The organism is Jeotgalibacillus soli (assembly GCF_000829435.1).
Taxonomy (GTDB): domain Bacteria; phylum Bacillota; class Bacilli; order Bacillales; family Jeotgalibacillaceae; genus Jeotgalibacillus; species Jeotgalibacillus soli.
Genome location: NZ_JXRP01000018.1, coordinates 523,915 through 537,087, shown reverse-complemented (window position 1 = coordinate 537,087; position 13,173 = coordinate 523,915). Strand labels below are relative to the sequence as shown.

Annotated in this window: 10 protein-coding genes, 1 pseudogene and 1 riboswitch; of the genes and pseudogenes, 5 read left to right on the top strand and 6 right to left on the bottom strand. The window is 37.5% G+C overall.

The window, feature by feature from the left end; genetic code table 11:
* Window positions 1-166 precede the first annotated feature (166 nt).
* From KP78_RS13020 to KP78_RS13010, 3 genes are all read left to right on the top strand, one after another.
* Window positions 167-712 carry a TRAP transporter small permease gene (locus KP78_RS13020; protein ID WP_041089549.1) on the top strand — a complete coding sequence of 182 codons (546 nt, stop codon included), beginning with the start codon at window positions 167-169 and terminating at the stop codon, window positions 710-712.
* Window positions 713-726: 14 nt separating this feature from the next.
* Complete coding sequence (locus tag KP78_RS13015; RefSeq protein WP_041089548.1) at window positions 727-2,007, top strand: TRAP transporter large permease; 1,281 nt, start codon at window positions 727-729, stop codon at window positions 2,005-2,007.
* Between the two features lie 98 nt (window positions 2,008-2,105).
* Entirely contained in the window at window positions 2,106-3,230 is a 1,125-nt protein-coding gene (locus tag KP78_RS13010; protein ID WP_041089546.1) for a glycerate kinase, read from the top strand.
* Between the two features lie 412 nt (window positions 3,231-3,642).
* On the opposite strand, the pseudogene KP78_RS13005 reads toward KP78_RS13010, so the two are convergent.
* From KP78_RS13005 to KP78_RS12990, 4 genes and pseudogenes are all read right to left on the bottom strand, one after another.
* A pseudogene (locus tag KP78_RS13005) lies at window positions 3,643-3,877 on the bottom strand (histidine phosphatase family protein).
* Between the two features lie 282 nt (window positions 3,878-4,159).
* Entirely contained in the window at window positions 4,160-6,268 is a 2,109-nt protein-coding gene (locus KP78_RS13000; protein ID WP_041089544.1) for a (Fe-S)-binding protein, read from the bottom strand.
* Window positions 6,269-6,301: 33 nt separating this feature from the next.
* Entirely contained in the window at window positions 6,302-7,279 is a 978-nt protein-coding gene (locus tag KP78_RS12995) for an electron transfer flavoprotein subunit alpha/FixB family protein (RefSeq protein WP_041089542.1), read from the bottom strand.
* A gap of 15 nt (window positions 7,280-7,294) precedes the next feature.
* The gene (locus KP78_RS12990; protein WP_041089540.1) at window positions 7,295-8,068 is read right to left on the bottom strand and encodes an electron transfer flavoprotein subunit beta/FixA family protein; all 774 of its coding nucleotides are present in this window, start codon (window positions 8,066-8,068) and stop codon (window positions 7,295-7,297) included.
* Between the two features lie 189 nt (window positions 8,069-8,257).
* On the opposite strand from KP78_RS12990, the gene KP78_RS12985 reads away from it, so the two are divergent.
* The gene (locus tag KP78_RS12985) at window positions 8,258-8,917 is read left to right on the top strand and encodes a GntR family transcriptional regulator (protein WP_041089538.1); all 660 of its coding nucleotides are present in this window, start codon (window positions 8,258-8,260) and stop codon (window positions 8,915-8,917) included.
* Between the two features lie 67 nt (window positions 8,918-8,984).
* Here KP78_RS12985 and KP78_RS12980 read toward each other — a convergent pair whose 3' ends face one another.
* Together KP78_RS12980 and KP78_RS12975 are read right to left on the bottom strand one after the other, a co-directional pair.
* Window positions 8,985-10,613, bottom strand: a complete 1,629-nt coding sequence (locus tag KP78_RS12980) for an MDR family MFS transporter (RefSeq protein WP_041089536.1) — start codon at window positions 10,611-10,613, stop codon at window positions 8,985-8,987.
* A 10-nt stretch (window positions 10,614-10,623) separates the two neighbouring features.
* The gene (locus tag KP78_RS12975; RefSeq protein ID WP_052474806.1) at window positions 10,624-11,064 is read right to left on the bottom strand and encodes a MarR family winged helix-turn-helix transcriptional regulator; all 441 of its coding nucleotides are present in this window, start codon (window positions 11,062-11,064) and stop codon (window positions 10,624-10,626) included.
* 425 nt (window positions 11,065-11,489) lie between these two features.
* Window positions 11,490-11,671: riboswitch (Lysine riboswitch) on the top strand.
* 77 nt (window positions 11,672-11,748) lie between these two features.
* Between KP78_RS12975 and KP78_RS12970 the strand changes: the two genes are divergently transcribed.
* Window positions 11,749-13,146 carry an amino acid permease gene (locus tag KP78_RS12970; protein ID WP_041089534.1) on the top strand — a complete coding sequence of 466 codons (1,398 nt, stop codon included), beginning with the start codon at window positions 11,749-11,751 and terminating at the stop codon, window positions 13,144-13,146.
* Window positions 13,147-13,173 lie beyond the last annotated feature (27 nt).

Sequence of the window (13,173 nt, the reverse complement as noted above, 5' to 3'; positions counted from 1 at the left end):
AAACGATACCAATTTTCTTTTTAGTTGTCAAAATAATTTTAAAATTAAATATTTATTTTATTTTCTTTCAATGCAGCCTTTACTTTTCGATTATCGATAAAATATAATGAGCTATAAGGTTTGACATTTTACGAATCTTTATGAACGGGGAGGGTTTACTTACATTATGAATGTTGTAAAAAAGATTGATCAGAATTTTGAAGAGTATATTTGCATCGCATTATTTTCCATTATGACGTTGTTAGTTAGTGCTCAAATTTTTGCAAGGTTTATTTTTAATTTTCCATTAGAATGGTCCGAGGAGCTATCTAGATTTGTATTTATATGGCTCGTTTACGTTGCAATCGCTTTAGCAGCTAAACATAATCGTCATTTAAAAATGGAGATTGGAGAAAAAACCATTGCAAAGAAGACTGGCAATTGGATCTACTATTTCTCCGACGTTATCTGGCTAACATTTAATGTCTTTATGATTTTTTATGGAACACAAATGGTTCAAACCTTATTAGGCTCAATTCAAGTATCTGCAGTAACACGTATTAATATGGGACTTGTTTATATAATTGTTCCTATTGGCTTTACCATTATGTCACTTAGAATTATTCAAAACATGATTAGAAGACGAAATACAGCATCTCAGCCTGACCATATCCAAGGTAGTGTAGTGGATAATGAGCTTGATGTACAAGATAAAATAAAAAATGTTTTTTAAGGAGGGCTCTATAGATGACTGCAAGTATTGCATTAGGTTCAGTTTTACTCATTTGCTTAGTAATTGGTATACCCATTGCCATCGCGATCGGGATTGCTGTATTAGTTTCATTACTCATAGCTGATATTCCCATTGCTTTTCTTACACAAAGTGCCTTTACTGCACTAGATTCATTTCCACTTATAGCTATTCCGTTTTTTATTTTAGCTGGTGCTTTAATGGAAACAGGAGGGCTATCAACCAGATTAATCGCTTTTGCTAATTCATTAATGAAAACGTTTACAGGAGGACTTGCACTTGTTGCCATGTTATCTTGTTTATTCTTTGCCGCCATCTCTGGATCTTCTCCAGCCACAGTTGCAGCAATTGGGTCTATTATGATTCCAGCAATGATTAAAAAAGGCTATGATCCTGGATTTTCAGCAGCCGTATCGGCATCGGGCGGTGGATTAGGAATCTTAATTCCCCCATCTATCCCATTAATAATCTTTGCAATTTTGGCAAACGTATCTATCAGTGATATGTTCTTAGCAGGTATTGGACCTGGTCTTGTTGCTGTTATTTTCTTAATCACTGCTGTGGTCATTATCTCTAGACGAAAAGGGTATAAAGGTACTGGCGGTAAAATTGACTGGAAAGAAGTCAGAACGACTTTATGGGATGCGAAATGGGCCCTTCTAACACCAGTTATTATTCTAGGCGGAGTTTATAGTGGTATATTCACACCAACTGAATCAGCTGTAATAGCTGTTCTGTACGCATTCATAGTTGGTTTGTTTATACATAAAGAGCTTAATCTAGAGAAGATAAAAACGGCATTTATCTCTTCATCCATCATGACGGGAGCCATATTAATCATCCTTAGTACAGCAGCTGCTTTTTCAAAGCTTATTTCAATCTACCAAATCCCATCTACGATCGGTAATTTTATTATGGGAATATCAACAAATCCATGGATTATTCTATTGTTGATTGGTTTATTAGTTCTAATCATTGGAACATTTATGGAAACGCTTTCGATTATTATTATTTTAACACCACTCTTCTTACCGGTTATTCTGCAATTAGGGATTGATCCAATTCACTTCGGAATTGTCTTAGTTTTGGCCGCGGAAATTGGATTATTAACTCCTCCGGTGGGATTGAATCTCTTTGTTGCATCAGGTATATCCAAATTATCAATCGAGCGAATATCAATAGCGATTATTCCATTTATACTCGCGATGGTTTTAGCCCTGCTAGTTATTATCTTTGTCCCACAAATTTCAACTTTTTTACCTATGATCTTTAATTAATCCATTAAAAAATGAATTAATCATACACCAGCGTAAAAGTCTTACTGCCAGCTTATATTCTTTTACGCTGTATTATTTTAAAGAAAAGAGTGTGAAGCATGAAATTTGTTATTGCGCCAGATTCTTATAAAGGCAGCTTATCTGCAATTGAAGTTGCCAACACGATGAAAAAAGCTATTTCGAATGAGATACCATTAGCCGATGTCATCATCAATCCTATGGCTGATGGAGGTGAAGGAACATTGGAAGCACTGGTAACAGCTACGAATGGCAGGCTTGAAACCATTTATGTAGCTGGACCTTTGGGAGATAAGATTCAAAGTGCTTATGGAATATTAAGTGATGAAAAAACAGCTGTTATTGAAATGGCTAATATCTCCGGATTACCCATGATATCTTTTGAAGATAGAAATCCAATGCTTACGACTACATATGGGGTTGGGGAAGCAATCCTTCATGCGCTTGAACAAGGGTTTAGAAAATTTATTATTGGAATCGGTGGAAGTGCAACAAATGATGGCGGACTAGGTATGCTGCAGGCTCTTGGAGCAGTTTTTGCCGATAAAAATGGGTTCCCCGTCTCTCCTGCTGCATCAGGATTACAGAATATTGAGACCATCAGCTTTGATACTATCGACTCTCGTCTACGTTCATGTGAAATATTCGTTGCTTGTGATGTTGAAAACCCGCTCTGCGGTCCAAATGGGGCATCTCATGTGTTTGGACCACAAAAAGGAGCAACAAAAGATCAAGTAATTGAGTTAGATGATTTATTAAGACGTTATGCAGACCAAATAGAAATGGTGTTAGGTAAGAAATATCAAGAAATTCCCGGAGCTGGTGCTGCAGGTGGACTTGGGTTTGCATTATTGACGATCGGAGCAATCATGGAATCAGGGGCAAAGATTGTATCCGATGCAACCGGATTAGAGCAAAAACTGGCAGAGGCTGATTGGGTTTTGACAGGTGAAGGGCAAAGTGACCATCAAACACTATTCGGTAAAGTCCCCTCTTATGTTGCTAAGCTGGCTAAAGGCAATAGTGTGAAAACGATTTTGATTTCAGGAAGCTTAGGTAACGGCTATAAAGAATTAGATGCTCTCTTTGCAAGCTGTCATTCAACCATACCTAGACCTATCTCGTTAGCTGATGCACTCGCTGACGCGGAGGAAAACTTATATGAATCAACACGAAATATCGTGAAATTATTAAAAAACCAGTAGAGATACTGGTTTTTTAATTATGTTTCACCAGATTGATATACCCTAGGCAGTCTTAACAATACAAAGGTGAGGTTTAAATTGTCCATATCTATTTTTCAACTAATATTTTTTCTGTTTCTCCACCATGAGGAAAGTACTTTGCACGAAAGTTGAAATTAATTCGTCATTAGCCTCTATGATTCTGATAATAGCGTAAACGCGTCAAAAGTCCTTTCTTTTTCGTTCACTAACTCGTTTTGCAATCCATCAAAAACATCCATTGTTTTTTCGCCGCTCTTTCATTTATTATAAACATATATAAGAATAACGTTTGGAGATTTATATTTTTCCCATCTCACTTTAGTGGGAGAAATGGGAAAATTGGTTGAAAATTCTTATTTTCCATTCATCCTGCTGAAAGTAAATATTGCTTCTAATCCATCTCAACAAAAGGGAGAAGTATCTTTTTATTAATGATTTCAGGTGTTTGTTTTGCCCGTTTCAATGGGCTTGTTATGACGAAATCCCTCTGAAACTCTTCTAAGAATCTGGAGCATTCCTGCTTGTTGAACACCTGTTATATTTAAAGGAAGATCAGCTCTTCCCTGAAGCCTTCCTAATGCATTCCATTCAGTTTCCCCGTGTCTCACCAAGCATATTGTTATCATTTATTCACCACCCTTGTACATCTGATTTTTATCGATAATCTATCTATAATTTTGACTTCCTGCCACAATTAACCTGCATTATTCAGAAAATAAAAAAATCTTCTGTACAACTCTTTATTAAATACTTGCTCCTATTACCGTTTACAGAGAGAATTAAATTGTTCATAAAAAATAAAAGAAGCCATCCATTATAAGACAGCATTCTTCTTATAGTACATTTGTAATCCCTGATTGAGTCAGGGGGGTTTTATTTTATAAATACTTGAGACAGGTTTATTTTTTTCACACGCCAACAAGTACTTCAGACTTTTGAGGAAAAACGGATCGCTCCAGGATTTCTGTTACATCCATTGTTTCGATCGAATCTTCAACTTGCTTTGCTTTTGTACCATCGCTTAGCATTGTTAAACAATATGGGCATCCAGAGCTAATGATGGATGGATTTACTGCCAATGCCTGTTCCGTTCGCGCTTCATTTACACGGTGGCCTGTGTCTTCTTCCATCCACATTAACCCACCGCCAGCACCACAGCACATCCCAGTTTCTCGGTTTCGCTGCATTTCTACGAGTTGAACGCCTGGAATTGCTTTCAAGATCTCTCTTGGTGGCTCATATACCTCATTATAACGTCCTAGATAACAAGAATCATGGAAGGTAATCTTTTCATTTACTTCGTAAACAGGCTTGATTTTCCCTTCTGACACTAGTTTGAACAAGAGTTCAGTATGATGGTATACTTCGACGTTTAAACCGAAATCAGGGTATTCATTTTTAAAAATATTATAGGCGTGAGGATCAATGGTAACAATCTTTTTGACGCCATTTTTCTCAAATTCTTCAATATTTTTCGTTGCAAGCTCCTGGAATAAAAACTCATTTCCAAGACGTCGTGGAGTATCCCCAGAGTTTTTCTCATTATTTCCTAAGATGGCATATTTTACTCCGGCCTCATTCATCAGCTTAGCAAAAGAAAGCGCAATTTTTTGACTGCGATTATCGTAAGATCCCATGGAGCCTACCCAAAATAAATATTCAAACTCTTTGTCTTCTTTTTTCATTTCTTTGACAGTTGGAATATATACGTCCTCACGTGCTTCTCTCCAGCTCTCACGTTCTTTTCGGTTTAATCCCCACGGATTCCCCTGTCGCTCAATATTTGTCATCGCACGTTGAGCATCTGGATCCATCCTTCCTTCTGTTAAGACTAAATAGCGACGCAAATCAATGATTTTATCAACATGCTCATTCATGACCGGACATTGATCTTCACAATTACGGCAGGTGGTGCAAGCCCAGATTTCTTCTTCTGTGATAACGTCCCCAATCAATGAAGGATGATAAGAATCAAAATCAGCAGATCCTTTGCCTGCAGCTGCCATCGCCAGTTGATTTCCCACTGTATTTCCGAAAGCAAAACCAGGTACCCATGGCGCTCTTGAAGTAACAACTGCTCCTTTATTGGTTAAGTGGTCCCGCATTTTTAAAATTAAATCCATTGGTGAAAGCATCTTTCCAGTACCTGTTGCAGGACACATATTCGTACAGCGTCCACACTCTACACAGGCATATAAATCAATTAGCTGATGCTGAGTAAAATCTTCAATTTTCCCTGCACCATAGGCTTCTTTTGTTTCATCTTCAAAATCGATTTTTTCCAGCTTTCCTGGATTAGAAAGGCGAGTAAAGAAAACATTTGCCGGACCTGCAATTAAATGAGCATGCTTTGATTGTGGTACATAGACAAGAAATGCAAGAAGGAACAAAGTATGAATCCACCACGCAGCATAAAATAAAGAAACGGCAGCTGCTTCAGACACGCCTCCTAGCAAAAAAGCAAACCCAGAAGCAACAGGTTCTGCCATAGAAAGTTCATGCTGATGCCAAATCATCGCCATCCCATTTCCAAATAACACGGAAAGCATCAGTCCGCCAATGAAAATTAATACGAGTCCCGATTTAAAGTTCCTCTTCAAGCGAACGAGCTTTTCTACATAACGTCGATGAAAAGCCCAAACAACAGCAACTAAAATGAGCAGTGTAACGATTTCCTGGAAAAAGGTAAAGACAGAATAGAGAGGCCCAAGTGGTAAATGGGCTCCTGGCACTAATCCCTTTATAATAAAATCGACGGCACCTAATTGAACAAGAATAAAGCCATAGAAAAAAAGGACGTGAATAATTCCGCTCTTTTTATCTTTTAGAAGCTTTTTCTGACCAAAAACATTTACCTTTACCTCTTGCCATCTTTCTTTTAAACGATGATCAAATTCAACTTTTTGGCCTAATTTAATATATTCATAACGGGTTTTTACCAAATAAAGAAATAAGTAGATAGCATAGCTGGTTACAAATAGAAATAGCAATAGATTAATAATAAGTAGGCTATCCAACTTTTCATTCTCCTAACCGCATAATTATAGCTCTTATGCTTTTACTAATTCCCTTTTTATTTCCTCTATGAATAAAGGTAGTACTTCAAATAAGTCTCCTATGATCCCATAGTCTGCTACCTTAAAGATATTTGCTTCAGGATCCTTATTAATCGCAACAAGAATTTTGGAATTCGACATCCCTGCCAAATGCTGGATTGCACCTGAAATTCCACACGCTATGTAAAGATCCGGTGTCACTACTTTTCCTGTTTGACCAATTTGTAGAGAGTAATCACAGTAATCAGCATCACAGGCACCACGTGATGCACCAACTGCTCCACCAAGAAGTTCTGCAAGCTCTTCAAGCACCTTAAAGCCATCAGCACTCTTCACACCTCGACCGCCGGCCACAATTACTTTTGCTTCTGAAAGATCGACTCCGCCAGCTGTTTTACGAACGATTTCTTTAATCACTGTTCGTAAGTCTTTTATATCTACTTCTATTGGTTGAACATCACCAGCGCGGGATTCATCCTTCGCGAGGGCCGGAACGTTGTTCGGTCGAATTGTTGCAAGAACCAAGCCATCCGTGATCATTTTCTTCTCAAACGCTTTTCCGGAATAAATAGGACGAGTGAACAGGATATTTCCGTTTTCATTATTCACATCAACAGCATCTGATACAAGGCCTGAATCAAGCTTGCTCGCAAGACGCGGGGCAAGATCCTTCCCCTGTGCTGTATGTCCAAGAACTATTCCTTCAGGGCTTTCTTGATCAATAACAGCCGTCATTGCCTGTGTAAAGCCATCTGAAGAGTAATTTTTTAATTTCTCATTTTCCACTGTTAAAACACGATCGGCTCCGTAGGCAACCATTTCACCCGCTAAATTGTTTACGCTTTCACCAAAAAGAACACCAATGACTTCTCCACCTTCAGCAATCACTTTTCCTGCAGCAATCGCTTCAAATGAAACATGACGAATGGCTCCGTCCCGAACCTCACCGAGTACTAATACTTTTCGTCCCATGTGATCACTCCTCCATTAAATTACTTTTGCGTCCGTTTTTAATAGATTAACTAACTCTTTTACTTGATCCTGCACTTCACCTTCTAGCACTTTACCTGCTTCTTTTTTCGGGGGAAGATATATTTCCACAACCTTGGATTTTGCTTCTACGTCCTCTTTATCAAGATCAAGATCATCAAGCTCGAGCTCTTCCAATGGCTTTTTCTTAGCTTTCATAATGCCCGGCAATGAAGGATAGCGCGGTTCATTTAATCCCTGCTGTGCTGTAACTAGTATTGGAAGTGATGTTTCAATTACCTCTACATCTCCTTCAACATCTCGTTCAATCGTCACTTTTTGACCATCTATCTCCATTTTTGTTATCGTAGTTACATAGGAGATATCAAGAAGTTCAGCTAATCGTGGACCTACTTGACCAGAACCCCCGTCAATTGCTACATTGCCCGCTAGGATAATATCAAACTCATTTTTCTTAAAGAAATGAGCTAACACCTTTGCCGTTGTATATTCATCCCCATCCTCAAGATCATCCTCTGTATTCAGCAAAAAAGCCTTGTCTGCCCCCATAGCTAATGCAGTACGCAGTTCTTTTTCCGCATCTTCTCCTCCTACAGTAACAACAGTAATTTCACCATCGTGCTTTTCTTTTAAGAGAATTGCTTCTTCAATTGCATATTCATCATACGGATTGATAATGTATTTTGCATCGCCTTCTTCAATCACACCATTTTTAATTACGATTTTTTCCTCGGTGTCAAACGTTCTTTTCATCACTACATATATATTCATCCCTCTGCTCCCTTCAACCATTGTGATTTAACATCGATTTACATTATCGATAATATATAATCTATATTATCAACCATATTTTGAATTGTCAAAAAAAATATCCGAATTAATGTCCTAAATTGATTATCTAGGTTTTTTTAGCTACACTATATATAGACGATTATTGGCTAATGCAGAGGAGTTATGCTCATGGGGAGATTAGTTAGAAATGATTCATTAGCTGATCAGATATGTGATCTATTAAAGGATGCCATTATAAAAGGTGAATTAAAACCGGGTGATCGGCTTATTGAGATGGAGGTTGCAAAGCAATATAGTGTGAGCCAGGCTCCTGTTCGTGAAGCCTTATCCCGCCTCCGAATAGAAGGCTTTGTTGTTCACTACCGCCATAAAGGGTCATTTGTATCCAACTTTTCGAAGAAGGATGTAGAGGAAATCTATAGCTTCCGTGAAGTGATGGAGCCTTTAGCTATCCAAAGAGCATTACAAAACCTGACAGATGACGATTTAAAAGAATTATCAAGTCTATATCACTACATGCTCACAGCTGGTAAAAATAATGATCTTGAAAGGGTTCGAGAAACAGACAATGCCTTTCATAATTATATTTACAAGTTGGCTGACCATGAATTTATGTATCAGGTTTGGGAGGATTTAACCGCTGTATCAGATCGTATTTGGTACTTAACAAGCCAAATTTACTTTGATAAACTCGAGGAAATTGCTGAACTTCACAAGCCGATCTTAGATGCCATGTATGATCGAGATGTTGAAAAATGTATTAAAGCATTTAAGGTACATATGCATTTTGTCTGGGAAAAAATCCGTCAAGAGGACAAAATCAACTGAGTGATCCAAGGATTCTAAAACAACAAAAAGCGACTGGATCCATTTACCAGTCGCTTTTTCTGTTTAATTAGTGCTGCTGATGCAATGACTGATCTATATCAGCTTTGGCTTCTGAATTGTTTTTTTCATTTTCTTTAGTACTTAGACTTGCACTGCGAAGCGGGACTTCCTTTAAGAAAAAGGCAAGAAATATACCAACGACCATGACCACTGTCACAAATAAAAAGACACCTGATAAAGCGTAGGTTAAGGCCACTTTTAAATGTTCAAACGTCTCTTGAAATAGTGGAAGTGCCTCACTTGGAATCGTTTTAACAATTTGATCAAGCTGTCTGTGATCTAACAAAAGATGAGGATTCTGCAAGGATTGCAGTGAATCCATTATTTCTGGAGATACACTAGAATCTGGTGCTGGAAATGACTCCATTCGATCAGCCATCCGCGTATTTAATAAAGTCCCCATAATGGCTACTCCAACTGTACCCCCTATTGAACGGAATAGTTGTGACGATGCTGTAGCTACTCCTAAATAACTTTGGTCAACCGCATTTTGAACGGTTAAGGTAAACACTGTCATCCCAATTCCTAATCCAAATCCAACTAAAATTAAATACAATACTAACGAAAACTGAGAAGTATTAATTCCCATCTGCGAAAGTAAAAACAATCCGAAGGCAGAAATCGATAGTCCAATAATAGCTTGCAGTTTATATTTCCCTGTCTTGGAAATTAATTGACCTCCCAGTGCACTTGCAGCGACAAGACCAAGTGTCATTGACATCGTAAGAAAACTGGAATGCGTGGCAGAAAAGCCTAACACACCTTGAATATAAAAAGGCACATACATCACTCCGCCAAACATAGACACTCCGATGACAAATCCAATGATATTTGAAATAGTAAAGATCCCGTTTTTAAAAAGATGCAAAGGTAAAATTGGACTTTTTGCTTTTCTTTCAACTGCAACAAATATACACAGTGATAAAATCGAAGCTGCAAACAATACTAAAATTTCTGCAGAACCCCAATCATATTTTGTTCCCGCCCAAGAAAATCCAAGAAGGGCTGTCACGATTGTGCTCATCAAAAAGAGTGAGCCGAGATAATCAATTTTTTCACCTTCACGCTTAACACTAGACGGGAACAACTTCCATATTAAACCCAGCGCAATAATTCCCAGAGGAAGAAAAACCCAAAAAACCCATTTCCACTCATAGTTATCGACAATATATCCTCCTAAAGTCGGTCCGAATACACTAGATATACCGAAAACAGCACTCATTGCTCCCTGCCATTTCCCTCTTTCTCGCGGTGCAAATAAGTCGCCTACAGCGGTAAAGGCCGCAGACATGATAAAGCCAGCTCCCAATCCCTGGATGCCCCGATAAGTGATCATCTGTATAATAGTTGTAGATGTCCCTGCTAAAAATGCGCCAATTGAAAAGATGATTATACCAATAATTAAAAATGGTTTACGTCCATAAATATCAGAGAGCTTACCTGCCAGTATGGTCGTAATGGCACTTGTTAACATGTAGATCGTAAATACCCAGCTATAGAGATCCAATCCGCCTAAATCAGAAATAATGACCGGCAGTGCATTTCCGACTATGGTTTGGTTGACTGCCGCAAAAAACATAGCACCAATAATCGCGATCATAATCGCAATTTTTTCCTTCGGACTTAAATGTTCCATTTTATACCCCTCATTCTGATGATGAACTTGAATTATTCAATATAATTTTTTTGAATAAATCATTTATTTGGATGATTTCATCATTTGAAATCCCCTCTAGCCTTTTTAAAAAATACGTAGTTTTCATTTCATTCATTTCCTCTACAAGAGAATTTCCTTCACGTGTGATGACGAGCATGACAATTCGCCGATCTTTTTCTACCCGCTCTCTCGTGATTAGTTTTTTATTAATTAATTTTTCTGATACCAGCGTAATAAAACTTTTCGTTACATTAAGCTCATCAGCAATTTCTGAAACCTTCAGTCTTTTTCTTTCTGCTACCACCTGCAGAACTAAAAATTCATTAAAAGGAATCAGTCCTTCAAAAAGTACAGTCAAATCCGTACGGACATCTTTGGTCAAATGTCTAAATGTTTCTGCAAAATGAGTAATCAATTCTGTACGTTCCATTTTCTCCTCCCCAAAAAATATTTAGTATATAAATAATTAAGTAAGTTAACTATTAATCAAAATGATTTTAGTCCTCTGGATATGGTTTGTCAATTGTTTCATTTTTACATTTCAATGTAACCGCTTTTAATGATACTTAATTAACTCTATCTCTTTCATGCTTATTATTTACTTAATACAAAAAAAACGCTAGAATTCTATATCTATTACAATTTTCTCTCTTTTTTTATATATAATTACCTTTTAATAAAATTTTCATCCAGAAGAATAAAGAATGGATCAATTAGTCATAAAACCAGTAAAAATTTAGAATTTTTCATGTTATTTTACTATTGAATCATATTTCTCAAGCATTGACAGCACTGTTTATTTTTTGATAATCTCATTATTATATTATTTTACTATATAAATCCTCATTGCTATCTCGATGAGGTAGAGGTTGCAGTTATTAAGAGTAGCTAACCAGAGACTTTATGGAGTTTATGACGGTTTGTCAAAAGGAATAACTGCCGAAGTATGAAAGATCCACATTATCTTTCCATACTGGGTTTGCATCTAACAGGTGTAAAACTGTCACAGAAATATTCTGTGGAGAGCTATTTTAGAGGTAGTTTGCGGATTTGGCATGCTTTTAAAACGCAAAGATTTTTCTTTGCGTTTTTTTTTATTAGGAGGAATTTAATTATGGATAAAAAATGGGGATTTTGGCTTTTGACTGCTATTGTAGTCGGCAACATGGTAGGATCTGGTATATTTATGCTACCTAGCACATTAGCTCAGCTGGCTAGTCCTTTGGGAGTTACCATCGCATGGCTTGTAACCGGCTTTGGGGTATTAATGATTGCATTGGTGTTTGGTACATTATCCAAACGCAAGCCTGAGTTGAAGGCAGGTCCTCAAAGCTATGCACAAGCCCTGTTTGATGCTCCTAAGATTGGGAATACAGCTGGATTCTCAATGGTTTGGGGATATTGGGTAGCCAATTGGATTAGCAATGTTGCCATTATTACAAGCTTTGCAGGATATTTATCTGCCTTCTTTCCAATCATGAGCAGCGAGAACACTCTCTTTTCAATTGGATCACAGGATATTGGACTAGGTCGTGTTGTCACGTTTTTTGTGTGCAGTCTTTTATTATGGGGTACTCATTTAATTCTAATAACGAATATGAGAAGTGCCGGCAAGTTGAATTTCATTGCTACAGTATCTAAGGTCATTGGATTTATGTTATTCATTGTCGCTACTTTGTTTGTTTTTGAACTTTCAATCGTCGGTGATTTTTATACACCTATTATAGACAGCGAAGGCAGCTCCCATAGCCTGTCCAGTCAAATCAATTTGGCTGCGATCTCAACATTGTGGGCATTTGTAGGTATCGAATCTGCTGTTATTTTATCCGGTCGTGCTAAATCTCAGCGTGATGTCAGCCGAGCTACAGTGATTGGCCTCCTGATTGCAATCTTTATTTATATGGCAATTACACTGCTTATTATGGGAGTACTTCCTCAAGAAATATTGAAATCATCAGATAAGCCTTTTGTAGATGCACTTTCTGTCATGATCGGCGACACTGGTGCAACAATTATGGCCCTTTTAGCCATTATCTCTTTATTCGGTTCGACTATTGGATGGATCTTGCTAAGCTCAGAAGTTCCTTACCAAGCAGCTAAGTCAGGCATCTTTCCCGCTTATTTTGCAAAAACAAATAAAAAAGGGAGTCCTGTCAGAGCACTTGCCGTTACAAATATGATGTCTCAAATTTTTATTTTTTCAACGATTTCTGGGACCATAAGCGAAGCCTATACATTTTTAACGACATCTGCTACTCTCGCATATTTAATCCCTTATTTAATATCGGCTTGTTTTCTTATAAAGCTGGTCATGAAAGGGGAAACATATAAGCTCGGTGAAAAATCACGAATCTTGCACGGCTTTGTTGCAGTGCTCGCATTTCTATATTCTGTGTGGGTTATAAAATCAGGTACAGCCGATTGGACAACCTTTACATTAGGAATTGGATTATTTTTTGTTGGAATTATTATATACCCGGTTCTTGTTCGATCAAAGTTAATAAAATCTTAGAAATGAATAGATTAAATAAAAGAAGAA